At 46.4% G+C, this 23788-nt stretch carries 21 protein-coding genes; 12 read left to right on the top strand and 9 right to left on the bottom strand.

Features of this window, described 5'->3' with window-relative positions:
* Positions 1–4 precede the first annotated feature (4 nt).
* A complete protein-coding gene (locus AAC052_RS09470) occupies positions 5–901 on the top strand; it encodes a diacylglycerol kinase family lipid kinase (protein ID WP_317489153.1) in 897 nt (298 codons plus the stop codon).
* Here the strand turns inward: AAC052_RS09470 and lgt are convergent.
* Complete coding sequence (lgt, locus tag AAC052_RS09465) at positions 885–1688, bottom strand: prolipoprotein diacylglyceryl transferase (protein WP_317489152.1); 804 nt, start codon at positions 1686–1688, stop codon at positions 885–887. The genes AAC052_RS09470 and lgt overlap by 17 nt on opposite strands.
* A gap of 55 nt (positions 1689–1743) precedes the next feature.
* On the opposite strand from lgt, the gene AAC052_RS09460 reads away from it, so the two are divergent.
* A complete protein-coding gene (locus tag AAC052_RS09460; RefSeq protein ID WP_339812814.1) occupies positions 1744–3420 on the top strand; it encodes a L,D-transpeptidase family protein in 1677 nt (558 codons plus the stop codon).
* Here AAC052_RS09460 and AAC052_RS09455 read toward each other — a convergent pair.
* Complete coding sequence (locus AAC052_RS09455; RefSeq protein ID WP_317489150.1) at positions 3373–4146, bottom strand: murein L,D-transpeptidase catalytic domain family protein; 774 nt, start codon at positions 4144–4146, stop codon at positions 3373–3375. The genes AAC052_RS09460 and AAC052_RS09455 overlap by 48 nt on opposite strands.
* A gap of 173 nt (positions 4147–4319) precedes the next feature.
* Here AAC052_RS09455 and hemB point away from each other — a divergent pair, with 173 nt between their 5' ends.
* A complete protein-coding gene (gene hemB, locus AAC052_RS09450) occupies positions 4320–5294 on the top strand; it encodes a porphobilinogen synthase (RefSeq protein ID WP_317489149.1) in 975 nt (324 codons plus the stop codon).
* 85 nt (positions 5295–5379) lie between these two features.
* Here the strand turns inward: hemB and AAC052_RS09445 are convergent, their stop codons facing one another.
* Positions 5380–5811, bottom strand: coding sequence for a hypothetical protein (locus tag AAC052_RS09445; RefSeq protein WP_317489148.1), 432 nt, complete (start codon positions 5809–5811; stop codon positions 5380–5382).
* 388 nt (positions 5812–6199) lie between these two features.
* Here AAC052_RS09445 and AAC052_RS09440 point away from each other — a divergent pair, with 388 nt between their 5' ends.
* From AAC052_RS09440 to AAC052_RS09430, 3 genes are all read left to right on the top strand, one after another.
* Positions 6200–7324: a hypothetical protein gene (locus AAC052_RS09440; protein ID WP_339812812.1), complete on the top strand. Its 1125-nt coding sequence runs from the start codon at positions 6200–6202 to the stop codon at positions 7322–7324.
* 543 nt (positions 7325–7867) lie between these two features.
* Positions 7868–12382, top strand: coding sequence for a glutamate synthase large subunit (gene gltB, locus AAC052_RS09435; protein WP_339812809.1), 4515 nt, complete (start codon positions 7868–7870; stop codon positions 12380–12382).
* Between the two features lie 4 nt (positions 12383–12386).
* Positions 12387–13856 carry a glutamate synthase subunit beta gene (locus AAC052_RS09430; protein ID WP_339812903.1) on the top strand — a complete coding sequence of 490 codons (1470 nt, stop codon included), beginning with the start codon at positions 12387–12389 and terminating at the stop codon, positions 13854–13856.
* Here the strand turns inward: AAC052_RS09430 and AAC052_RS09425 are convergent, their stop codons facing one another.
* The gene (locus AAC052_RS09425; protein WP_317489144.1) at positions 13857–14348 is read right to left on the bottom strand and encodes a PaaI family thioesterase; all 492 of its coding nucleotides are present in this window, start codon (positions 14346–14348) and stop codon (positions 13857–13859) included. It lies immediately after the preceding gene.
* A gap of 18 nt (positions 14349–14366) precedes the next feature.
* Between AAC052_RS09425 and AAC052_RS09420 the strand changes: the two genes are divergently transcribed.
* Both AAC052_RS09420 and AAC052_RS09415 read left to right on the top strand, forming a co-directional pair.
* Complete coding sequence (locus AAC052_RS09420) at positions 14367–15308, top strand: MBL fold metallo-hydrolase (protein ID WP_339812806.1); 942 nt, start codon at positions 14367–14369, stop codon at positions 15306–15308.
* Positions 15309–15378: 70 nt separating this feature from the next.
* Complete coding sequence (locus AAC052_RS09415) at positions 15379–15915, top strand: hypothetical protein (protein ID WP_339812804.1); 537 nt, start codon at positions 15379–15381, stop codon at positions 15913–15915.
* 37 nt (positions 15916–15952) lie between these two features.
* On the opposite strand, the gene AAC052_RS09410 is transcribed toward AAC052_RS09415, so the two are convergent.
* The 4 genes from AAC052_RS09410 to AAC052_RS09395 all read right to left on the bottom strand — a co-directional run bounded on the left by AAC052_RS09410 (position 15953) and on the right by AAC052_RS09395 (position 20182).
* Positions 15953–16900, bottom strand: coding sequence for a UDP-glucuronic acid decarboxylase family protein (locus tag AAC052_RS09410; protein WP_317489141.1), 948 nt, complete (start codon positions 16898–16900; stop codon positions 15953–15955).
* Positions 16901–16910: 10 nt separating this feature from the next.
* Complete coding sequence (gene rfbC / locus AAC052_RS09405) at positions 16911–17468, bottom strand: dTDP-4-dehydrorhamnose 3,5-epimerase (RefSeq protein ID WP_317489140.1); 558 nt, start codon at positions 17466–17468, stop codon at positions 16911–16913.
* Positions 17465–18325, bottom strand: coding sequence for a glucose-1-phosphate thymidylyltransferase RfbA (rfbA, locus tag AAC052_RS09400; protein WP_339785044.1), 861 nt, complete (start codon positions 18323–18325; stop codon positions 17465–17467). The genes rfbC and rfbA overlap by 4 nt, the downstream gene beginning before the upstream one ends.
* 189 nt (positions 18326–18514) lie before the next feature.
* Entirely contained in the window at positions 18515–20182 is a 1668-nt protein-coding gene (locus AAC052_RS09395; protein WP_339812801.1) for a hypothetical protein, read from the bottom strand.
* A 131-nt stretch (positions 20183–20313) separates the two neighbouring features.
* Between AAC052_RS09395 and AAC052_RS09390 the strand changes: the two genes are divergently transcribed.
* On the top strand, positions 20314–21219 hold the full coding sequence (locus AAC052_RS09390) for a putative phage abortive infection protein (protein ID WP_339812799.1): 906 nt from the start codon (positions 20314–20316) through the stop codon (positions 21217–21219).
* A 12-nt stretch (positions 21220–21231) separates the two neighbouring features.
* Here AAC052_RS09390 and AAC052_RS09385 read toward each other — a convergent pair whose 3' ends face one another.
* Complete coding sequence (locus AAC052_RS09385) at positions 21232–22461, bottom strand: carboxypeptidase-like regulatory domain-containing protein (RefSeq protein WP_339812796.1); 1230 nt, start codon at positions 22459–22461, stop codon at positions 21232–21234.
* Positions 22462–22743: 282 nt separating this feature from the next.
* On the opposite strand from AAC052_RS09385, the gene AAC052_RS09380 reads away from it, so the two are divergent.
* From AAC052_RS09380 to AAC052_RS09370, 3 genes are all read left to right on the top strand, one after another.
* A complete protein-coding gene (locus AAC052_RS09380; RefSeq protein WP_339812793.1) occupies positions 22744–22992 on the top strand; it encodes a hypothetical protein in 249 nt (82 codons plus the stop codon).
* A 17-nt stretch (positions 22993–23009) separates the two neighbouring features.
* On the top strand, positions 23010–23234 hold the full coding sequence (locus AAC052_RS09375) for a hypothetical protein (RefSeq protein WP_339812790.1): 225 nt from the start codon (positions 23010–23012) through the stop codon (positions 23232–23234).
* 127 nt (positions 23235–23361) lie between these two features.
* Positions 23362–23538: a hypothetical protein gene (locus AAC052_RS09370; protein WP_339812787.1), complete on the top strand. Its 177-nt coding sequence runs from the start codon at positions 23362–23364 to the stop codon at positions 23536–23538.
* The last annotated feature ends 250 nt before the right edge of the window (positions 23539–23788 follow it).

Genomic DNA, 23788 nt, shown 5'->3' with positions numbered 1-23788 from the left:
GACTATGCCGAGAAAACTCCTGTTAATGGTAAACCCGGCCGCCGGGTATGGCAAGGGTGCCAAAATTGTTGGAGAGGTAGAGAAGTTCCTGCGAACGAACGATCTGGTCTACGAATCTTTCTTTACCAAGAAAGGCCAGAATGCGAAAGCAATCGTGAAGAGGAGATTAGACGAAAGCTTTACCGACCTTTTGGTTATCGGGGGAGACGGAACGCTCAACGATGCGATAAATGGAATAGGCGACAATACGCAGGTGGTGGTCAATGTAATTTCCACCGGTACCGGCAACGATTTTATTAAGTCGGTAGACGTTGGGAGCAACCTCCTTCAGCAGTTGGATACCCTTCTTCACGGGGTAGAGAAAACCATCGATTTGGGCGTTTGCAACGAGCGGCTGTTTCACAATGGGGTTGGAATTGGGTTCGATGGTCAGATTGTAGCTGATATGAAGCAAAAGAAAAAGCCGCTGCTTCTTTGGGGCTACGGGGCCTACCTGTACAGGGTGCTCAGAATCTTAAGTTCCTATCAGGAGAAACAGCTGTCATTCAGTATCGATGGAAAAAAATACACCAAAAAAGTCCTGTTGCTCACAGTAGCCAATGGAACCACCTTTGGCGGTGGTTTTGTGCTAACTCCTGATGCCAAAGTGGATGACGGATTGCTGGACGTATGCCTTATTGAAAGAATTCTCCCCTGGAACAGGTTCCTTAGCCTGAGTAAGCTTGGGGCCGGAAGGCACGGCAAACTAGAGGAGGTAAGCTTCTTTAAAGCCAGTCACGTAAGCATAGAGGCCGACAAAAAACAATGGATGCATATTGATGGCGAGCTGTTGGGCCACCCCCCTTTTGAAATCAACATTAATAAGAAGGCATTAAAAGTGAGAGTCAGGGCTTCTGTTTGACGATAGGCTTTTGTTTTTTGGAGAATCGGTAGTAGAAAATACCTACCAGAGAAATCAGGATAAGAGAGATGAGCTGAGAATGCGAAAGTACATTTTCAATAATGAATCCCCTTCGGATATCACCCCTGAATATTTCTGTAACCGACCGACCGACAGCGTACATCATGATGTACAGAAAAAACAGCTGTCCCTCAAATCTTTTGTGCCGTTTGAACATTAGCAGCACCACCAGAATCGAGAGGATGAGGAAAATCTCATAAAGCTGTGTTGGGTGCAGGGGTGTATTAAGTGGTTTGGCTTGTGAAAGGGGATCGGAAAAGGTAATGCCCCACGGCATATCAGTTGGTTTACCGTAGCAGCAGCCAGCAAAAAAGCACCCCATTCTACCGCAAACATGGACAATGCAGCCTGTAACGGCTACTAAATCCATCATTGGCCAAAACGGCAGTTTGTGCTTTCTGAAATACCAAATCACGGTTGGGATAGCAAAAATGAGTGAACCGTAGAAAACGAAACCCGTCCGGAAGTTTTTTAACATATTGGCGGGTTCGCCAAAATAGTAGGCGGGTGACTCGAAATAATAAAACAATTTCCCCCCTACAAATGCAGCTATAATTACCCATCTTGCGAGTCCTTGAATGACATCTGACTCGATCCCCAGTTCCCGTTTGGCGGTTTTTGCTGCGTAAAAATAGCCCAATGTTGCTCCAAGAGCGATCAGCAAACCGTAAAAGTGGATGGTGACCGGCTTTCCAAAAAGCTCGAATGAAATGAATTCTGGATGCATTTATTGCGTTTATTATCGTATATTAAAGAAGCACTCGTTTTACAAATCTATCAAAATGCTCGTTCGTAACGCTTTCTTTTTCGTTTTCCTAAGCTTTCTTTTCTTAGCTCCGAAGATATCCGCTCACGATTTCACCAATGATGAATTGGCTGAAGCCATCCGCTTGCGATTGGAAACCGCCCAGGCATATGGCCAAATGAGGCTTGGTGACGAGCCCGTTTTTTGTATCAACACCTTGCCTGAGTTTTATGTAAGCAGAGACTTTCAACCGCTTTGGATAACAACTGGGGACAAATACCAAAAAGCAAAAGAGATGCTGAGCATCATAGGCGATGCGGAAGCTGAAGGACTAACGCCCGACGATTACCATTACGCCCGCATATTGACGTCGCTTAATCATTCCATCCGGCATGACTCAGTCGGTCGTTTTGAGCTTATTAAATTAGAGCTTTTGCTTTCCGACGCTTTCTTTTTGTACACCTCTCATCTTTACTATGGAAAGTTGAACCCGGAGACTGCCGATCCCGAGTGGAAAGCAAAGCGAAAAACCGATAGCTTCGACTTTGCAGGTTATTTAACCGAGGCGGTGGAGTCCGGCAAGCTAAGAGAGTACACGCAAATGCTAGCCCCCAGGCTGCCGGAGTACGCAGTACTCAAGTCTTTTCTCGACTACTACCGTGAAGTAGTGGCAAGGGGGGGCTTTCCAAACGTGCCTGCGGGTGATAAGCTTCAAAGGGGAGATAGCAGTGAGCGAATAGTGGCTATCAAGAAGCGACTTTACATGGGATCGAATGTGGAGATTAAAGATGGCAACATGTCGCCTTTTTTCGATGACGACCTGGAAGCCGCCCTAAAGATATTTCAACGCCGAAATGGATTAGGAGCAGATGGTGTTGCTGGAGTAAAAACCGTGGAATTACTTAATGTGCCTGCGGAAAAACGTATCCAGGACATAAAGATCAACATGGAGCGGCTCAGATGGTTGCCCGAAGATCTTGGCGAACGCTACATACTTGTCAACCTTGGAAGCTTTGAACTTGAGATATTCGACAAGGCGTCCAGAACGTATGACTCTGAAGTGATCATTGGTAAAACGTACAGAAAGACACCGATTTTTAGCAGCAAAATGACGTATCTGGTACTTAACCCCACCTGGACAGTGCCGCCCACCATTCTTAAATCCGATATTTTGCCCGAGGCAAGGAAGGATCCGTCAGTGATTACAAGAAAGGGCTTGAAAGTGCTGAGGAGTGATGGAACTGAGGTTCCGCTGGCAGATGTAGACTGGCCAAATGTTTCTTCAACCAACTTCCCCTATATGCTACGCCAGCCCCCGGGGCCCACAAATGCCCTGGGCGACGTGAAGTTTATGTTTCCTAATCCCTATAGCGTTTACATACACGACACACCGAGTCGGGAGATGTTCAACAAAAGTGAAAGAGCGTTCAGCTCCGGGTGTATCAGGTTGAAAAACCCATTGAACATGGCTGCCTATCTTTTGGCGGGCACCAAGTATACACGGGAGGAGATTGGAAAAATCGTGCAAACGAGGGTAGAAACTACCATCACCTTGCCGAAACCACTTGATGTACACATACTCTATCTCACAGCGTGGGTAAGCGAAAGTAACAGTCTTCGCTTTGGCGTGGATATCTACGAACGTGATGCCAGGATAGCCAAAGGCCTATCGGGAACTCCCGAGGGGGGCAGCAGCATTGGCAGCAGGCTCTGATGTCAATTTTTGAACCTGGGCAACCAAATTGGTTGGTTGAAGCAATTTGCTTTTGGAGAGATAGTTCTTGTCAGGGTAGAATATAAAAAGACAGGTGCCGTCTTTGATGGTGTTGATCACTTCCTTGTGGACAGCCATAGGCACTGAAGGGCAACCAAAGCTTCGGCCCAATCGACCATGCATTTTTACAAAATCTTTGCTTACATAGTCAGCGCCATGAAGCACAATCGCTCTTTCTCTCGCTTTGTCATTAAAGCCTTTTTCCTGCCCGTCTAAACGGAGCGAAAGTCCATGCTTGCCCATGTAAGTTTGTGCCGTGGTGTAGAAGCCAAGGCTGCTCGTGTTGGAGTTGGGAACATTAGAAAATGACTCTGCATAAAGGTTTCCTGTATTTCTTCCATGCGCAACAAGGGTATGATACAGCACGCTTCTCGCTTTCAGATCAAGTATCCAAAGTCGTTTTTGGCTGGAAGGCTTTCTGAAGTCAATAATGGTAACAATATCTGCCTGGCCAATGCGATCACTTTCTTTGAGATTGAAATAACCTGTGACTGCAAGCTTGAAAAGCCCAAAATCCGGTAGTGGCTCCTCCCTAGCAAACGACTGGTAGTACAATAGAAGCTGACGGTCAGGAGAAAAGTCGGCTGACTCATCCTCCAGACTTTTTTCCTGAGCAAAAGCTACTCCGGACGCAACGAACAAAAGCGCAATGAAAATTCTCGTCATAAAGGCCACCATTACGAAACAAATGTAGATAACGGAATGGTTCGCAGGGGTTTGATGTAAGAATATTTTTACTACGTGATAATCTGAGCCGACGGATAGCCACACCAATATCTTTCTCGTTTCTGCCGACTTACCTTTTTGGCCTGTTATATTTGTAAAAATATTGATTGACGATGCTTTCAAGAAGACCAAGAAGAAACAGGAAATCTGCTGTTATTAGGGAAATGGTGGAGGAAACAAGGCTTTCTACCAAAGACTTTATCTTTCCACTTTTTGTCATAGAGGGGACCGGGAAAAGAGTGGAGGTAAAGTCTATGCCAGGGATTTTCCGGTTTTCGTTGGATGTCCTTTTGAAGGAAATTGAGGAATGTCTGATGTTAGGTATTCGCACATTTGCCATTTTTCCAGCCATCGACGATTCAAAGAAGGATAAGTACGCTACCGAAAGTGTCAATGGTGAAGGGCTTTACCTCAGGGCGCTGAGCGAGATTAAAAAGAGATTTCCTGAGGCTTGCCTGATGACTGACGTTGCTATGGATCCTTATAGCAGCGACGGACATGACGGGTTAGTAAAAGATGGACAAATTGTAAACGACGAAACCCTCGAGATACTCGGAAAAATGGCCGTGGCTCAAGCTGCCACGGGAGCCGACATTATCGGCCCCTCCGACATGATGGATGGCCGAGTTGGCTACATAAGAGAGATGCTGGATGATGCAGGATATACCAATACGTCTATCCTTGCCTACACAGCCAAGTATGCAAGCGCCTTTTACGGCCCGTTCAGAGATGCGCTTGACTCGGCTCCAAAATCTGGAGACAAAAAGACTTATCAGATGGATACGGCTAACCGGAACGAGGCTCTCATTGAAGCCGAACTGGACTATAATGAGGGAGCTGATATATTGATGGTAAAGCCTGCATTGGCTTACCTCGACGTGATCAGGCTGTTGAAAGATAATTTTCCATTGCCTATAGCGGCATATAATGTAAGTGGGGAGTACGCCATGATTAAAGCTGCCGCTCAAAATGGGTGGCTCGATGGGGAGAAGGCGATGGTTGAGTCCCTTTTGAGTATCAAAAGAGCAGGTGCCAGCATCATACTGAGCTATTTTGCCAGGGAGTTTGCGCAGCTTCAAAAGCAGTAGGCCTAAAGCAATGAACAGAATAAAAAAAAGCACCGGATAATTTACCCGGCGCTTTCCCGTAAGAGGATTCTACTACTTGTTATCTTTAAGGGTAGATGATGTTTCTCACTACCCATACTTTACTTTCTAATTCACGTCCGTCGAAATCTTCTATTTCGCTTCTACCCTTACCTAACGCTTTCAGGTAGGTGTTCATTGCCTTTACAGGAAGGTCATTTTTCAGGTAATAGTCACCCAACACTGTCAGATTGTACACCGACTCATTAAGATCGAGTGACATTGAAAGCCAGTCGTAGGCTTCCTTCAGGTTTTTGTCTATCACAATGCACCTTTCAGCTGCTTTTGCCAGTGTTTTCCAATCATGGTAGGCCGACTCCTCAACCATTTCCCTGGCCTTTAGCACTGTCCTGCTTTCATTTTTCTCTTTTGGGCCTGCTGCCCAAACTGAATTTGTCATTCCAATTAGTGACAGGCTCATAACGCCAGCCACCAGTGTCCTTTTTACTGAGTTTCTCATAGCACGAAAATTTAAGTGTTTAATAGTCACACATTAGTTTCCGATTGATTATGCTATTCAGATCCTCTTACAAATCTTCACTAAAGACGATTATTCTCCTTCGGGGTTGCGTCAATACTTCACTTTATTTAGCTCCCATTCAAAAAAACATGCCTTGTGCACGTTGCCTTTGGAGAATTATCTACGGTTGGGCACTCTCTGTTGGTTGCTGTATATACGATGCACATCAGTATTTGTTGGTTGCATAGTGTTAAAAAAAGTTAAAATCCTTTTCATTCGACGTTACACCAATCCTCCACAATTCCCCCTTGCTATTGTTGGCTATATCTTTAGTACCCGATAACTTGTGAAAAGTTACACCTTCCATCATTGAATTTTAATTAAGCTAATGGTAACAGACTGGAAATTTTTTTTGGTTGAACATGGCGTCGACCCTGACTACGGATTTTTGTTGACTCCGTTTCCTGAAGTAAGCCTTTCGTCCTATTTTGCTCCCTGGGACCAGGCAGCACTCCATTTGCCCGAGTGGATAGAAAACGGCAGCGTAGCCGAAGAGGCAGGCAAATTACCATTCAAAGATCCAGGCAGAATAAGCAGCAAAGGCGAAATGGAAAGGGCCATGCTGGTGCTTTCTTTTTTGGGAAGTGCCATCGTCCATACCTCTGCCGATGCTTCGCCACTGATCCCCAGAAACATCTCCGTTCCATGGCGATACATCGCCACTCGCTTAGGAAGGCCGCCCGTGCTGTCGCATGCATCCGCTGTGCTGGCCAATTGGAAAAGAACAGGAAATATGGGGGTGGTGTCGTTGGGTAATATTGAGCCTCTTGTAACATTCACCAGAACTGAAGATGAAAAGTGGTTTTATATGGTCACTGTGGAGATTGAGTCGCAGGCGGCTGAAGCCATTGCTGCCGTTGCGCTCGCATTGGAGTACACCACCACCAGAAACTCTGAGAACATTTTACAGCAACTGAAAGTAGTCAGGAACGCAGTGAGGATGATGACTACAACGCTGAAGAGAATGAAAGAGAAGTGCGACCCTTCAGTTTTTTACTCCAGCATAAGGCCTTTCCTCAGTTCCTTCAAAGATGTTAGGTATGACCTTGGAGGGAGAACAGTGACAGAGAGCTGGCATGGCGGGAGTGCTGCTCAAAGCGCTGTCTTGCAGTTTTTGGACGCAGGAATGGGGATTGAGCATACGGAGCCCAAGTCTTCGGCATACATGAAAGAGATGCTTAATTATATGCCCCCGCAACATGCCACAATTGTGAGAAAGCTAAAACAGGGATCACCTCTTAAAGACTATTGTCGTTCGGAATCGACGCTACAGTTCTTTTACGATAAGGCCGTGGAAACAATTCATGACTTTAGGACAGAGCATTTCAAAATAGCCCACGAGTATATAATTGCGCAGGCAAAGGCGGAAGAAGGGGTAATTGGCACTGGGGGAACCGAGTTGTCATCGTTTCTGAAATCGATGAGAGACGACACAAAAAAAAAAGGTGACTAAATTAATCACCCTTTTCACGCTTAAACAACACCCTAATTTATTTATGGCAAATCCTTACATAAATGTCATGAAGAATTCTTTTCTGCTTCAAATATTACCCAAAGTTTTCTAAAAAAATGCAAATGAGAAAGTTTTAGGTCTCTTTTTTACCCTCAAAAATGAAAATTTACACAATTACGAATTTTTAAGGTTAAAATTCCGTCTACTGTGAGTATTTTCATAAAAAGAGCTGCATTCTTAACGATTTTTCAAAAAGCACGAAAAGAGCCCCAAATGCATCGTTTAATTGCAAAGTGAAGCTTGCTGATTTTTAATAATTTTTCGTGTTTGTTGCGAATCATTCAAGAAATTCCGTATTTTCATATTACCGTGATAATTAAATTGTGAATTTCACAACAAAATTGGTTGCTTCGCCTCTCATTTTGATAAATTCATAAAAACGGCTTCGCATTAACCCCAAGATGATAATTAGCCTTTTTCCAAAAAGGCACAGCCATTTGCTTTTTGCAAAATGCATCTTGAACGTTTTTAGACATCCTAAGTATGGAAGAATTGAAAAAACAACGTGAGGGCTTGTACTGCCCGGAGCTCGAACACGACAATTGTGGTATGGGCTTTCTTGCCAATTACAATGGCCATAAATCAAATGAGATTATTACTGGCGCTATATCCATGCTTGAAAACATGGAGCACAGGGGTGCTACAGGCGCTGAGCCTGAGACCGGAGATGGGGCTGGTATTCAATTTCAGGTACCCTATGAGTTTTTTGAAGCAGAGGCGCTGGCTTCGGGGGTCAAACTTCCGGCCCCGGGTAAATATGGCGTGGTTACGCTCTTTCTTCCGAAAGACCAAAGGGGAAGAGAAGACACTATTAGTCAACTGAAGCAAATAGCTGCTGAAAGGGAATTTAATATCGTTTTCCGCAGAAAGATACCCACCGACAATAGCAAAATAGGTCTGTCGGCCCGGCAAACAGAGCCCGACATGTACCACTACTTTTTGGTGCCCAAAGAGCCTTTGGAAGACTCAATGGTATTGGAAAGAAAATTATATGTTTTTAAAAACCAGGCCACACACTTCATTGCCAAATCACATCCCGATTTCTATATAGCCTCGTGCTCTGCTTTTAAAGTAGTTTACAAAGGGCAGCTGCGTACCGACCAATTGCGGTTTTACTACACAGACCTAAGGGACAAAAGGCTGACTTCCGCCTTTGCGATGATTCATTCCAGGTTTTCTACCAATACTTTCCCCAAATGGAAGTTGGCGCAGCCCTTTCGTTTTCTTGCACACAATGGCGAAATCAACACCATACGAGGGAATGTGAATAAGATGAAGTCGAAGCAAGCCCTGATGGAATCTTCGTTGTTTACCAAAGAAGAGATGCGCTGGTTGCTGCCCATTTGTGATTCAGCTGATTCAGATTCAGCCAACCTGGATGCCATGGTGGAGCTTTTGGTGCTTTCCGGAAGGAGCATACAGCATGCTATGACGATGCTTATTCCTGAAGCCTGGCAAAACAATCCTCTAATGGATGAGGACAGAAAGGCGTTCTATAAGTTCCATGCGTCGATGATGGAGCCCTGGGATGGCCCCGCAGCAGTTTGTTTTACCGATGGTTTGAGAATAGGTGCTACGCTCGATAGAAACGGACTAAGACCAGCTCGCTACACGGTAACCAGCGACGGCCTTATCATTTTGGCGTCGGAAGTGGGTGTTTACCCTGTCGACCCTTCCAAGATTATTTCCAATGGAAGGTTGCAACCAGGCAAAATGGTGATGGTAGACTTAGTTCAAAAAAAGGTAATGTTTGATGAAGAGATCAAGCAGAAAATCTTTGATAAGCAGCCCTATTCCGAGTGGATCAAAGGCAATAGAACGAAGCTTAGGCTATTGCCAGAACCTAAGGAGTTACATCCGTCGTTTGAGGACGATCAATTGAAAACGAGGCAGTTGGCGTTTGGGTACTCCAACGAAGACGTAAGAACTATCCTAAAACCGATGGTGGAAGATGGAAAAGAACCACTCGGTTCTATGGGAACCGATACGCCCATTGCCGTCTTGTCTAACCAACCTCAGCACCTTTCATTCTATTTTAAGCAATTGTTTGCTCAGGTAAGTAACCCACCTATCGACCCGATCAGGGAGCGGCTGGTGATGTCACTGTTTACCAGGGTGGGCACCTCAAAGAACATTTTGGCTGAAACGCCCGAGCATTGCAGGCAGATACACATTTCGCAGCCCGTTCTGGACAAATCAAACTTTGAAAAGCTCCTTCAGTGGGATCACAAGCACTATAACTACAAGATTATAAATATCTTGTTCAACGCAGACGGCAAGGCAGGGAGGCTTGAAGAAGGGATCAACGAAATTTGTAAAGAGGCCGAAAAGGCCATTGCTGAAGGTTCCAATATTCTGGTGCTGAGTGATAGAAACCTTAGCAAGAACAGAGCCGCCATACCGTCGCTATTGGCCCTGGGAGCGGTTCAGAATCACCTTGTGAAGAACAAAATACGCACCAAGGCAAGTCTGATTGTAGAATGCGGCGACGCCCTGGAAGTGCATCATTTTGCAACATTGGTCGGGTTTGGCGCCAGCGCTATTTATCCTTACATGGCGCTTGATACTATTGCTGAGTTGGTAAAAAGTGAAAAGCTTGATAAACCCCTGAGCTTTCAGGAGGCAAATGCCAAGTTCATCAAAGCCATAGGTGATGGAATTTTGAAGGTAATGTCGAAAATGGGTATTTCCACCCTCCAGTCTTACCAGGGAGCTCAAATTTTCGAAATACTTGGGCTTTCCAGTGCTGTGGTAAACAAATGCTTCTACGGCACCATATCCAGAATTGAGGGCCTTGGTTTCGACGGCATTGCCCGGGAAACCCTGGCTAAGCATAAACTGGCATTTACTGAGTCAAATCAAGCTAAGCGACTTCCTGAAGGAGGCATCTACCAATGGAAACGCCGGGGAGAAGTTCATTTGTTCAATCCCGACACAATTCATCTGCTCCAGAAGTCGACCAAGCTCAAGTCGTACGACTTATATAAGAAGTACGCTGAGAAGATCAATAAACAGGAAGAAAAAGCCATCACACTCAGAAGTTTGCTAGAATTTAAGGCTGGCAAAGCTATTCCTATTGAAGAGGTAGAGCCCAAGGAGGAAATCTTCAAAAGGTTTGCCACAGGGGCTATGTCATTTGGCTCTATCTCTTTTGAAGCTCACACCACATTGGCCATTGCTATGAACCGGATTGGTGGCAAGAGCAATAGTGGAGAAGGTGGTGAAGATCCAATCCGCTACGAGCGCAAGCCAAATGGAGACTACATGAGGTCGGCAATCAAGCAGGTGGCCTCTGGCAGGTTTGGTGTGTCGTCTTACTACCTCAGCAATGCCGACGAGCTTCAGATCAAAGTAGCTCAAGGCGCAAAGCCAGGAGAGGGTGGTCAGCTGCCGGGTCACAAAGTGGATGAATGGATTGGACGTGTAAGAAACTCTACACCGGGTGTTGGTCTTATTTCGCCTCCCCCGCATCACGATATTTACTCAATTGAGGATTTAGCACAGCTTATCCACGACCTTAAAAATGCCAATCGGGAAGCAAGAATTAACGTTAAGCTTGTTTCAGAGGCAGGCGTTGGAACTGTTGCAGCTGGTGTGGCAAAGGCATTTTCAGACGCCATTCTTATATCTGGTTATGACGGGGGCACCGGAGCTTCTCCAATAAGCTCGATCAGACATGCAGGCTTGCCCTGGGAACTTGGTTTAGCCGAAGCACATCAAACCCTTGTAAAAAACAGGCTGCGCTCAAGAGTAGTATTACAAACCGACGGGCAGCTGAGGACAGGAAGAGATATAGCCATAGCTACAATGCTGGGTGCTGAGGAGTGGGGCGTTTCTACGGCTGCTTTGATCACGATGGGATGCATAATGATGAGAAAGTGCCATCTGAACACCTGTCCTGTTGGCGTGGCAACTCAGAACCCTGACTTGAGGGCTCTTTTCACAGGGAATCCTGAAGAAGTGATTGCGTTGTTTACATACATGGCTGAAGAACTGAGGGAGATAATGGCTTCGTTAGGATTCAGAACAATCAACGAGATGGTCGGCCGTGCTGACATGCTTCAGGTGAAAGACAAGCTGCCGGGTTGGAAGGCCGCTACAATTGATTTGAGCCCTGTATTAAAATATGCCGAGCCCGCTCAGGGAGAAACCGCTTACAACTCAATTGCACAAAAGCATAAGCTAAACGAGGCACTCGACTGGAAGCTTTTGAAAATTGCACAGCCTTCACTAGATACCGGCCAGTTTTCCTCAGGTAAGTTGAAGATAGTGAATATCAACCGGTCAGTAGGAGCGCTTATTTCGAATGAAATTTCGAAGAAATACAACGAAGAAGGGCTGCCAGAAGGCACTATCAGAATTAACTTCAGGGGATCGGCGGGGCAGAGCTTTGGCGCTTTTGGAGCATCAGGACTGAAATTTGTTCTTGAAGGGGAGGCCAACGACTATTTTGGTAAAGGGCTTTCCGGCAGCCAGCTGATAGTCTTTCCTGACAGACGTACGCAGTTTGTGCACGACCAGCAGATCATAATAGGCAACGTGGCCCTTTACGGAGCCATTACGGGAGAGGCTTATATCAATGGTATGGCTGGCGAGCGGTTTGCCGTCAGAAATTCCGGTGCTAACGCCGTTGTGGAAGGAGTGGGCGATCATGGCTGTGAGTACATGACTGGAGGTAGAGTTGTAATACTCGGCCCTACAGGAAAGAACTTTGCTGCCGGAATGAGTGGAGGTATTGCTTATGTTTATTCTCCGGGAGAAGAATTTGAGCAGTTGTGCAACATGGAAATGGTGCTGTTCGATTCAATAGATCATCAGGACGTTTCCACAATTAAAACACTTGTGACAAATCATGTGAAGTTTACCGGAAGCAAAAAGGCTGAAATGATTTTGTCAGAGTGGGACAGGCATATTGGTAAGTTTATCAAAGTGATGCCAAAAGAGTACAAGGAAGTTTTGGCCAATGCCAATAAGCGTAGAATCCGTCAAGCAGTTTAAGATCATGGGGAAAGTAACAGGTTTTTTAGAATACGATAGGGAGCTGCCACACGCAAAGCCCCCCAAGCAGCGAATCAACGAGTATAAAGAAATATACGACGAGTTCGCTGAAGAGAAGACAGAGGAACAGGCGGCTCGTTGTATGAGCTGCGGTGTACCTTTTTGCCATACCGGATGTCCGTTAGGGAATAACATCCCAGAGTTCAACGATGCAGTATACCAGCAGGATTGGGAGCTGGCCGCCGAGATACTTGGCAGCACCAATAACTTTCCTGAATTCACCGGACGGATATGCCCCGCCCCCTGCGAAGGGTCGTGCGTGTTGGGGATAAATAAGCCCGCAGTGGCTATTGAGCATATTGAGAAGTCAATTGCTGAGAAAGCGTTCGAATTGGGTCTTATAAAACCGCAGCCACCTAAAACAAGAACCGGCAAAACTGTTGCTATTGTTGGTTCAGGGCCAGCAGGCCTGGCAGCGGCGGCTCAGCTAAATAAGGCCGGCCATACTGTAACCGTGTATGAAAGAGCGGCTCAGCCTGGCGGACTTTTGCGCTATGGCATTCCTGACTTTAAGCTCGAAAAGTGGGTTGTGGAGCGCCGTGTGGAGGTGATGAAGGCCGAGGGGATCGAGTTTAAATGTGGAGTGAATGTAGGGGTTGATATCACAGCCAAGGAGCTACAGTCAAAATACGACAGTATTCTGCTGGCGGGTGGTTCCACCATTCCAAGAGATATTCCGATTCCCGGAAGAGACTTGAAAGGGGTACATTTTGCTATGGAATTCCTGACACAGCAAAACAAGGAAGTGTCGGATGAAAAAATTGACGAAAAGAGGATCATGGCCACCGACAAAAATGTGATGGTAATCGGTGGTGGTGATACGGGTTCCGACTGCGTGGGAACATCCAACAGGCACAGGGCCAAGTCAGTGACTCAGCTTGAGTTGCTTCCCCAGCCGCCAAAGTCGAGAGCCATCGATAACCCTTGGCCAGAGTGGCCAATGACATTGCGGACGTCGTCGTCGCATGAAGAGGGCTGTGAGAGAGACTGGGCTGTGCTAACCAAGGAATTTGTGGGTGATAAGGACGGCAACCTGGCAGGTGTGAAGTGTGTGAATATCGAATGGAAGGCGGCGAAACCGGGCGAAAGGGCCGGTTTTGTGGAGATCAAAGGCACCGAAAGAATAATCCCCTGCGAACTGGCTTTGCTGGCGGTAGGCTTTGTGGGCCCGGAGAAGGAAGGATTAGTTGACCAACTGAAAGTGACCCTTGACGAAAGGGGAAATGTGGCGGCCACTGATTACAAAACATCTTTAGAGAATGTTTTTGCAGCCGGAGACTTGCGCAGAGGCCAGTCCCTTGTTGTTTGGGCAATTTCTGAAGGCCGAGAGGCTGCGAGAGCCATAGACATTCACCTGATGGGCGCCAGCGATCTGGAAGCAAAGGACGCTTCGCACATTTCAGAGCTTATATAACTATTTGAAAGCATTTTCAGCAGGAGGCTGACTGCTGTCATACACCCGTATGGCAACAACGTCGGCCTCCGCTGTTTTTAATCCATTGGCAAACACCTCGCAGTAGAACACGGTTTTTCTATTCTTCACTTCGCTTACCCGGGCTCTCAGCTCTATCGTTTGGTCGTTGGGAGTTGGCTTCAGGTAGCGGACGTTCAAAGTGCCGGTGGCATATCTGTATTCCGGCATAGAATCCAGCGGCCTTCCTTCCAATTTGTAGGCATGCGCCATGGCTGAGCCCATACAGTGACAGTCAATGAGGGTAGCTAAAATTCCACCATTCAACAGGTTGGGCCAGCCGTGGTACTTTTCTTCCGAAACCCATTTGCATACCGCCTCCTCACCCTCCCAGTAACTCTTTATTTGCAACCCATGGGGATTGTGTATGCCACATCCAAAGCAAACATTCTCGGGCATAAAGTCCTGAAAGTACTCAGGCTGCTGATTTTCCATTTTCCAATCGTTATTTTAGTGGCGAAGTTATTAATTTCATTGAACCCCGGTGCTGTTATGCTTGATGTTAAAATATTGGACCTTCACTTTCTTGGGCTCGAGAAAACTATTTCGTCATTCTTAATCAAAACAAGTGATGGCCCCGTATTGATCGAAACAGGGCCCCATTCTTCTATTCAGTCATTGGAAAAAGGGCTGAAGGAAAATGGAGTGGAGACGGAGGACGTCAAACATGTTTTTCTGACCCACATTCATCTTGACCATGCGGGAGCCGCCTGGTATTTTGCCCAAAAGGGAGCGAGCGTCTATGTTCATCCATTCGGAGTGAAGCATTTGGCAGACCCTTCGAAGCTGATGGAGTCGGCAAGGCGCATCTATCAGGATAAAATGGATTATCTGTGGGGGCAAATGCACAGCATTAACGAAAGCCAGCTAGTGGCGGTAAATGACGAACGAACCATCGAAATAGGTGGAGTTGCGATCAAAGCGTTGCATACGCCCGGGCATGCTATTCACCATATTGCCTGGCAAATAAATGACATCCTCTTTTCCGGCGATGTGGCAGGCGTAAAAATTGAAAATGGGCCGGTTGTACCGCCTTGCCCACCGCCTGACATTAATGTTGAGAGTTGGAAAAGCTCAATTGAAAGAATAAAAAATGCTGGGGTTTCACAGCTCTATCTTACTCATTTTGGAATAGTGAAAGACGTTTTCCCACATCTCGATGACCTGGAATCGGTGCTGGATGAGTGGGCGTTTTGGATCAAGAACCAGATGGAAAAGGGAACAGACGCAGAATCCATGACACCGATGTTCCAGGGTTTTGTGGCAGATGGCTTGAGACATCAGGGCCTGACTGGCAGGCAAATAGAGCAATATGAGGCAGCCAATCCTGCCTGGATGAGTGTGGCTGGGCTAATGCGTTATTGGATTAAAAGAAAGTCAGCTGAGCAAGCTTAGAAGAAAATAGGGCGAAAAACTGTATCTTTAACAAAGTTCAGTGCGTGAAAGTCAATTTTTTAATCACTCTATGGCTAATACTAGTTTACCCTTCGATCTTCAAAAGCTTGTTGCCCGGCACGGTTATATCTATGAAGATTTAAACACGATCCAGGTATTCAGAAGCAAAGCCAGCTTTTCCAAATATGCGAACCTGGCGCTTATCTTTATCGGTGTTTTTCTGCTGATAGGGGGCCTCTTTTCTTCCATATTCTTCCTTTTGGGTTTTGGAGTTCTTATGGTTCCACTGATCAAGTACGTCCAAAGAAAGAGGTTTGTATTTGACTTTAAAAAGGGAACGTTCGAACTCAAAGGTTCCCTTTTTGGGGGAAAGAATATTTATCCATTTAGAGAAATTACGGCAATTGAAGTAAACTATGATGTTTCCGAGGGCGACGTATCCGCTTTTTCCAACAATCAGAAGCAACACAACTACCGGATATACATCAGGGCTAGCAACAACAAGGAGCATGAGCTCTTCTTTATCTCGGAAAAGGAGTTTAATCCCATCGACAGCGTGGCCGCTTTGAGGTATACGATATCCAACTGGATAAAGCCTGGCTCCTGATCCTAGTGGAAGTAGTTTGTGATGAAGAACAAAGTGCCTATTTCAGCACCTTGTTCTTAAAGTATTCTAATGTTGGTTTCAACCCTTCGGCCCTGGAGTATTTGGGCTCCCACCCAAGGATTTCTCTGGCTTTGGTTGTGTCTGGCTTCCGTTGCTTCGGATCATCCGTTGGCAAGGGCTTGAAAATAAGCTTTTGGTTGGCATTGGTTAGCTTGATAATCTCCTCGCCAAATTGCTTGATAGTGATTTCGTCGGGGTTGCCGATATTCACGGGGTGCGGGTAGTCGCTTAAGAGCAGTCTGTAAATGCCCTCAACCAGATCGTCGACATAGCAGAAAGAACGGGTTTGCGAGCCATCGCCAAAACAGGTGAGGTCTTCACCTCTTAACGCCTGCGAAATGAAAGCTGGCAACACCCTGCCATCATCGAGTCTCATGCGGGGACCGTAAGTGTTAAATATCCTTATGATGCGTGTCTCCAGACCGTGAAACGTGTGGTAAGCCATAGTAATGGCTTCCTGGAAACGTTTCGCTTCATCGTAAACCCCTCTTGGCCCAACAGGATTGACATTGCCCCAGTAGTCTTCAGTTTGTGGGTGCACCAATGGGTCGCCATAAACTTCTGAAGTGGAGGCTATCAGGATTCTGGCATTTTTTGCTTTGGCAAGGCCAAGCAAATTGTGCGTGCCAAGTGAGCCTACCTTAAGGGTTTGGATAGGCATTTTAAGGTAGTCGATAGGACTTGCTGGTGAAGCAAAGTGAAGAATATAGTCCAAATCGCCCGGAACATGAACAAATTTCGAGACATCGTGATGATAGAATACAAAGTCTTCTCTTTTAAAAAGATGCTCTATGTTTTCGAGAGAGCCGGTGATGAGGTTGTCCATCGCAATTACATCGTAGCCTTCCTTTAGAAACCTGTCGCACAAGTGAGAACCAAGGAATCCCGCTCCGCCAGTAATCAATACTTTCTTTTTCTTTGCCATTTTAGCTGAATTAAAATTTGAACTTACCTGCGGCATCATTAAGTGTGCCGAGCCCTTTGTCTTTCTCCGAAAGAATCAGAGACAATTTATCAAGCTTCCAATCGATGTTTAGTGAACTATCGTCGAATCGTATGCCATCGTCGAAGTTTGGTGCATATGGCCGGTCGACGCAGTAGAAAAACTCAGCAGTTTCGGAAAGGATGACGAAGCCGTGGGCAAAACCTCTGGGCACGAACAGTTGCTTTTTGTCCTCGGCGCTCATCTCGATGCTAAAGTGTTGCTGGTAAGTCGGAGAGCCTTCTCTCAAATCGACTACTACATCTAGTATAGTTCCCGAGAGTACCCTAACCAATTTAGCCTGTGCATAAGGTTCTCTTTGGAAGTGGAGTCCTCGCAGAACTCCTTTCGACGATTTCGACTGATTGTGTTGTACAAAATCGGCTTTGACGCCCGTCGCTTTTTCGAAATTGGCTGCACTGAAGCTCTCGAAAAAGTAGCCTCTTTCATCCTCAAATACTTTGGGCTGAATAACAAACAAGCCTGGAAACCTGGTTTCTTCGATAATCATTTAATAAGGTTTAATAGATAGCCACCATAGCCGCTCTTCACTAAAGGATTGGCGAGTTTTGCCAGCTGCTCTTTTCCAATGAATTTCATTTTGTAAGCGACTTCTTCTATACAACCAATTTTTAATCCCTGTCTTTCTTCTATTACCTGCACAAACTGTCCGGCTTGCATCAGAGAAACGATGGTGCCCGTGTCGAGCCAGGCGGTACCCCTATCGAGAATGCCGACAGATAATTTCCCCTGCGATAGATATATTTTGTTTACATCAGTGATCTCAAGCTCCCCTCTGGGGCTGGGCTTCAGCTCTTTGGCTATTTTTACCACACTATTGTCGTAGAAATAAAGACCCGGCACCGCAAAGTTCGACTTAGGTTTCAATGGCTTTTCTTCAATCGACAAGGCCGTGAGGTTCTCATCAAATTCGACTACGCCATAACGTTCGGGGTCTGTTACGTGGTAGGCGAAAATGACACCACCGTCCGGGTCGCTCTTGCTTTGCAGCAGCTTGGCCATACCCGATCCATAAAAAATATTATCCCCCAGCACAAGCGCCACCTTGTCGTTACCGATAAATGACTCCCCGATAATGAAAGCCTGGGCCAGGCCTTCCGGCTTTTCCTGAACGGCATACGAAAACTCACACCCCAGGCTCTTGCCATCTCCCAGAAGGCTTTTAAATAAAGGAAGATCGTGAGGAGTGGATATGATGAGTATTTCTCTGATCCCAGAAAGCATCAACGTGCTTAATGGGTAGTAGATCATTGGTTTATCGTATATAGGCAAGATTTGCTTGCTGACTGCGATCGTAAGTGGGTGAAGACGAGTGCCAGATCCACCAGCTAGAATGATACCTTTCATTTTATCTTGAAGACATTGTGGCATGCAAATTAGCAATACCTGTTAAAAAAATCGCTGGGATGCTGTTTTGTTATATTCTTTTGATGAAAAATAGTGCGCATTGCTATACTTTACCTTCAAGCTTATTGTTTTTGAGAAAATACTTCGCAATACCTTTTAGGCCTCGCTCCACGGTTTCAGGGCTAATGGTTAATTACTGGTTAGCTGCAACCTGAACTGATTGACGCCTTTTTTCAAGGAAACGTTGACACCATCGCTTAGCTGCTTGCCAGAAAATGCCTTTTCATCAGCATTTTGTAAGTTGGCCCATGTGTATTGCATACTTTCGTTGGCGGTGAACCACTCCGGAAACTGATTGATCCGGGGCCAGTCCCAGGGCATGTGCATATTAGCCTGGTGCCTGGTCACATCAAACTTAACGATTCCCTCCCAGTCTGCCTCAACAGTCACACTGATCAGCAAGTCCTCTCCGATTCTTACTACCCCAGGTTGTATGTCGGCTCGCCAGGGAGCCACTGTCATGCCCTGCGTCTTCCACAGGCAATACATGATGGTAGTTCTGGCAAAGTTGCCATCGCCATGCCAGCCTTCAATCACCCCGGATGAGCGCCATTGCTCAGTGTTGGCCCTGTGGCTGGAGTCTTGCATCGACCACATCACCCGTATCTCGCTGTCCATCCAACCGGGTACGCTGCTTACAGGCTCACGGTTGTAAAGGTTCAGCGCCCCTTCAATGGCATCGGCGTAGCCATCAGCTGAGCCCGTTTCCCAGTCAAAATTTCTATAGTTGCCGCTCAGTGCACTAAGTGCTTTCAGTGTGGCCTCCCGGTAGGTGTCCGTAGAGTCGATTTGATAAACTGTGTAGAAACCATTGAGATTATACCCGAAGTTATCCGCTGTGCCCGCCGACAAGACTTCTCCAGTTTGCGGATTGATAGAATTGTAAAAAAGTCCGTCGTCATTTCTCCCCACTTCCAGTATTCTGTCAAGCATTTCGTGCATGTGGGGCTGGTAGACTTTCTTTTTTGCCGGATCGGCAGCATTCACCGTGGCGTATAGTTCGCAAAGACCTGATACGATTTCACAGCCATGGTCACGCAACCTGAGCGATTCAAAATTCCTGGTCGGATGGTGCTCGTCAAGCAGGTAGTAGTCACCCAGCCGAATCGCCCAGTCCAGATACTTTTGATCGCCCGTCATCCAGTATACCCGTGACAGCACCTGCAGCATCTCCCCGTTCACTTCCACATTGTTGGAGACAATGTTGCCATAAGGTGTTTCCACTGGCGCATATTTCCACATATCGTCGAGAATGCCGATCATTCGCTCTGACCACGGGCTGGCTCCCAGCCACTCCGTAAGTGGCAATAGTCCATCTTTGATATACTCCGACGAGCCAAACATGATGCTGTTCAAATCTGGCTCGGGCTTGTCAAAGCCTTGTTTGGAGAATGAGTAAGTATCAGGCAGGCGGCCGATCCGGGAGGTGAGGCGGGTTTCCCTGCGGAGCATGTCGAGCATTCGACCCCTGAACTGCTCCTCGTCGGTTAAAGCCGCCGTTAGCACCATAAAAGGGTAGTTGTCGGCAGCGGCATCCCAGGCATTCCAGATGTCGGTGCTTTCATAGAGGTTGCGGGGGATCAGCCCCGTGGTGGAGTCGGCATGGGCCAGCCAGTCGGTTACAAACTTCCGGCATCTTTCAAGGCCCTCGTTCACCAGCCGGCCGTTGATAGCGGCTTGCTCCAAAGCCAGGCTGTCGGTACTTGTGAGAACCGGCCTTTTTGCTGAAGGCTGTGAGCAGGAAAAAAGGAGAGTAGCTGCTATCAGAAAAAGCAGGTGGGATTGTAGGTTTTTCATATGATTGAAGATAATGAAAAATCCGTATCGGGAGTCCAGGTATTTCAGTTCCAGCGGCGCATCATTCCAAAAATTAACTCATTCCATCGCTGCTATTCCTTATCTTAGACAACTGAAACCTATCCGGCTATATGAGTAAACCTAATCCAACCAGGCGTTCATTTTTCGTCACTTTTCTGGGTGCCAGTGCTGCCCTGGCCGTTTTGGCTGGTTTTGGCATTATTTACTATGTGTTCAACAATGTAAAGAACCTCAACCTGGCAGTGGAAGGGGATATCACCACCCTCAGCATGCTGGGGGAATTTATTGGAGGCTCCGTGGGCACCATGTGGTCCCTGGCAGGCGTCATCTTTTTCTACCTGGCCCTGATTTACCAACGCCGAGAGCTTGAACTACAGCGGGAAGAGCTGCTGGAGTCACGCAAGATCATGGACAAGCAGTCGAAAACACTGCAAACACAGCAATTTGAAAACACGTTCTTCCAGCTCCTCGAGTTTCACCTCAATGCGGCAAAGCGCATCGAAACCCAGGACGGCGCCAACGGCTTCGACAAAATGTACGTCGACTTCAAGAAGGCCCTGACTGCCACCAAACGGAAAAGAAAAACAACCGGCAGCTCACAAAACCTCGACTCGCAGTCGTTCGAAACCAGCTTCCGCCTGGTGTACGACAGCTACCGAAACACACTCTCCCACTACATGGAAAGCTACAAGGCGTTGCTATTTCTGGTAGATGAAAAAAGCAGCGACCCTGTTTTCTATGTCAACATCATCAAGCCTCACCTCACCGAGCAGGAAGTGCTCATGCAGTTTTACTACTTGCTGCTGTACGACAAGAATGAGAGATTCAAAACAGTAGTAGAAAATTATGGCCTGTTCCAGCGCCTCAACATCAGGGCAGTGCATGCCATTGACAAGCTGCATTTGGAGGAGCTCAAGGAAACGGCCTATCAGGCAACGCCGGAGAAGAGGATGGACGACTCCGGGAAGGAGGAAGAACCAAAGAAAAGGAAGAAGCTGTTTTTCAAAGCTGATTAGAATAAACAGAGACTACTTCTTATCAAAAACAGTGCACTCCGCCTTCATCACCCAGGCGAAGAAGTCGCTCTTTTCCCATTGCGCTTCCTGGTTTTTGCGATGGTAGGCGAAGTCTCCCTTTAAGCTGATCTGAGCTGGCTTTTCGGTCTCAGGCGTGTTGAGATCAGATACTTCTACCGTCCACTGCAGGGCGACAAAAAAGGTGCGGTTCACCACGATATTATAGCTGCTCATATTCACTTCTACCCAACCCCCTTTTTCCGAGCCCAGCACGGACACTTTGCTGGAAAGCAGGCTAGGTCCCGGCCCTCCATCCGCTCCCATATCATAGACGTCGAGCAGAAACTCAAAAGGGCGACCAGAATAATTAACTAAATGAAATACTATTTTATTTATGAACAACGTACCCCCCTTCACTTCCATCTGTTTAGCAGCCTCGCCGAATTTGCCTCCAATAAAGGCGGCTGGGCCAAACCAACCCGGATGTTTTTGCCCCAGCACCACTTTTTTTCCCAACGAACGCTCTTCCACAAGCACATTGTCCAGTCGGGTATAGCGCTCCTTCAGCGCTATCCTCTCGACTCCGTTCCAGTTGGCGACGGATAGGCCCGTGCTCCGGTAGCCAAGTGCGGACACCACCACTGAGTCAGTCGTGGTGCGATTAATCCGTGTAGTAAATTGCCCGTTGGCGTCGGAGGTCAATTGCTCATTGGTGGCAGGAAACGATACAGTGGCGCCAGGAATGGGTTCATTGGTTTTGACGTCAATGATCACACCAGCTATATCGAGCCAATTAGGCTGATCGCTGACCAGCTTAAAATCGGCTTGGACGTTTTGAGGGTCAATCACTTCATAGCCAAGAACGGTCAAATCCGTTGAGCTTTTCTTAAGTGCTTTGGTAAGGGAGCTCACTAGTTGGGTCAGCTCGGTCTTTTCGTAGTAGCCGTAATCCACCACGTCGATCACAAGGCGTGTTTCATCAGGAAAGAACGTATTGCCTGCCGCCATCACTCTTTTGATGGGCTGCTTGAAATGAGGCAGCAAAACCGAAGCGATGAAGTCCAGATGAGCACTATCGGCATCGGCAAAGCCAAACGTCCAGTGCACCTGCCTATCCGAAAGGCCACCTTCTGCCAGGCCGTGATACAATTGCTCTACCCGTTCTTTCGGCGATTTTATTTTTTGCGCCCGTAGGCTTAGAGTCAATAGCAAAAAAGGAAAAAGAATAGCGATCCTGATCATGTTCTTAAAATAGGTCTTTTTTGAGACTTACTATTGACAAAATCCCGGACACTAATACTCTTCCCCATGTTAACCATGTTGAAAGGTGTGTCTTCAAACCTTCGTCTCTCAGTCGTCTATTTCCCAAGAATTGTCAGCAAGAATAGCACTCCGTTATAAGCCGCTTGGCTAGCCGGCTACATTCCATCAGTCAACATAAGCAGAAAGCCTTAGCTCTTTTTTGGTTTTCAACAAAAAAGGCATTTGACCATCATAATTTATGACAATGTCTAATTTTTCTAGATGGAAGAAAACTATTATAGTGGTATGACAACAACAAACACTTCGGTGGCTGATTCTCCAGGAGAGTCAGCTGCTAGATTTACCGAATTGAGCGATAATGATCTCATGCTCATGGAAGGTGGTAGCTTCATAATTGCCGGATCCTATAATTTAGTGCCGGTAAAGCCGATCGCATTAGACATCGTAGAAGGAGTCATCGATTTCTGGGATGCATTTGTGGAATCTGCAAAAAACTGTACCTGCTATTAAAACAAAAAAAGTTAATTATGAATTCAAACAATGTCGTAGATCTAACTAGTTCAGAATTAGTTGGTATTAGTGGAGGAGGAGTTGGCTCGTTTCTCGGAGAAACAATTGGAGATGCAATGTGTGGGCTGAAGGCTGTGATGAACGTATATTATAACTATTGGAGTTGCGGCTGTATTGATACTGGCTGCGGTTCAAATGGTAGTAGTGGTGCTGGTGGTGGTGGTGGTGGTGGTGGCTATTAGAATTACAGCCAATTCAAGAAAATTTTCATGGTTTGAGATTCTACTGTAGGTTGATTGCTTTGTCTAGCAAACTACTTTAGCTACATTGCTTCTAATCTGCGGTAGAATCAAACATACTCAAAGTCTTATGAAACATCTCAGAAAAGGTCTGATAATAATAGCTGCAATTCTGACTATTCTCTACTGGACCTATGATGGAATTCAGACAAGATATCGATACCGGCAGCTTATGGAGGAGCATAAAGAATTGAGGCAAAAAATCGAACAAATTGAAGCAAAAATGGATAAGGCTAGTAAGGAGTGACACGGTCTGCGTGCCAATTTGATCAATCAAAGATGACAATTTGTATAAATAAGGAAAAAGATAGAGGCCTATTATTCTGAACTCCTTACATCTTGAGCAACAATCTTCACATCTATTACTATACTCAAGCAGATAGGCTCACTATAAAAGAATGACCTTAGTCTTCTGCTATATTTTACTGGCGCACCCCAATCCCTCAATACTTCAACCAGGTTATAAACATGGCTTCTGCTAATTTTCAGTCGAGTGG

Origin of the sequence: uncultured Imperialibacter sp. (genome assembly GCF_963974565.1) — a bacterium.
Lineage (GTDB): Bacteria > Bacteroidota > Bacteroidia > Cytophagales > Cyclobacteriaceae > Imperialibacter > Imperialibacter roseus.
Note: the sequence above shows the minus strand (reverse complement) of the source record. Positions and strands in the feature narration are given on the sequence as shown.

Excerpts from the sequence above, each read along its gene's own strand:
- AAC052_RS09470 (WP_317489153.1), top strand. The coding sequence starts at position 5 with ATGCCGAGAAAACTCCTGTTAATGGTAAACCCGGCCGCCGGGTATGGC.
- lgt (WP_317489152.1), bottom strand. The coding sequence starts at position 1,688 with ATGCATCCAGAATTCATTTCATTCGAGCTTTTTGGAAAGCCGGTCACC.
- AAC052_RS09460 (WP_339812814.1), top strand. The coding sequence starts at position 1,744 with ATGCTCGTTCGTAACGCTTTCTTTTTCGTTTTCCTAAGCTTTCTTTTC.
- AAC052_RS09455 (WP_317489150.1), bottom strand. The coding sequence starts at position 4,146 with ATGACGAGAATTTTCATTGCGCTTTTGTTCGTTGCGTCCGGAGTAGCT.
- hemB (WP_317489149.1), top strand. The coding sequence starts at position 4,320 with ATGCTTTCAAGAAGACCAAGAAGAAACAGGAAATCTGCTGTTATTAGG.
- AAC052_RS09445 (WP_317489148.1), bottom strand. The coding sequence starts at position 5,811 with ATGAGAAACTCAGTAAAAAGGACACTGGTGGCTGGCGTTATGAGCCTG.
- AAC052_RS09440 (WP_339812812.1), top strand. The coding sequence starts at position 6,200 with ATGGTAACAGACTGGAAATTTTTTTTGGTTGAACATGGCGTCGACCCT.
- gltB (WP_339812809.1), top strand. The coding sequence starts at position 7,868 with ATGGAAGAATTGAAAAAACAACGTGAGGGCTTGTACTGCCCGGAGCTC.
- AAC052_RS09430 (WP_339812903.1), top strand. The coding sequence starts at position 12,387 with ATGGGGAAAGTAACAGGTTTTTTAGAATACGATAGGGAGCTGCCACAC.
- AAC052_RS09425 (WP_317489144.1), bottom strand. The coding sequence starts at position 14,348 with ATGGAAAATCAGCAGCCTGAGTACTTTCAGGACTTTATGCCCGAGAAT.
- AAC052_RS09415 (WP_339812804.1), top strand. The coding sequence starts at position 15,379 with ATGGCTAATACTAGTTTACCCTTCGATCTTCAAAAGCTTGTTGCCCGG.
- AAC052_RS09410 (WP_317489141.1), bottom strand. The coding sequence starts at position 16,900 with ATGGCAAAGAAAAAGAAAGTATTGATTACTGGCGGAGCGGGATTCCTT.
- rfbC (WP_317489140.1), bottom strand. The coding sequence starts at position 17,468 with ATGATTATCGAAGAAACCAGGTTTCCAGGCTTGTTTGTTATTCAGCCC.
- rfbA (WP_339785044.1), bottom strand. The coding sequence starts at position 18,325 with ATGAAAGGTATCATTCTAGCTGGTGGATCTGGCACTCGTCTTCACCCA.
- AAC052_RS09395 (WP_339812801.1), bottom strand. The coding sequence starts at position 20,182 with ATGAAAAACCTACAATCCCACCTGCTTTTTCTGATAGCAGCTACTCTC.
- AAC052_RS09390 (WP_339812799.1), top strand. The coding sequence starts at position 20,314 with ATGAGTAAACCTAATCCAACCAGGCGTTCATTTTTCGTCACTTTTCTG.
- AAC052_RS09385 (WP_339812796.1), bottom strand. The coding sequence starts at position 22,461 with ATGATCAGGATCGCTATTCTTTTTCCTTTTTTGCTATTGACTCTAAGC.
- AAC052_RS09380 (WP_339812793.1), top strand. The coding sequence starts at position 22,744 with ATGGAAGAAAACTATTATAGTGGTATGACAACAACAAACACTTCGGTG.
- AAC052_RS09375 (WP_339812790.1), top strand. The coding sequence starts at position 23,010 with ATGAATTCAAACAATGTCGTAGATCTAACTAGTTCAGAATTAGTTGGT.
- AAC052_RS09370 (WP_339812787.1), top strand. The coding sequence starts at position 23,362 with ATGAAACATCTCAGAAAAGGTCTGATAATAATAGCTGCAATTCTGACT.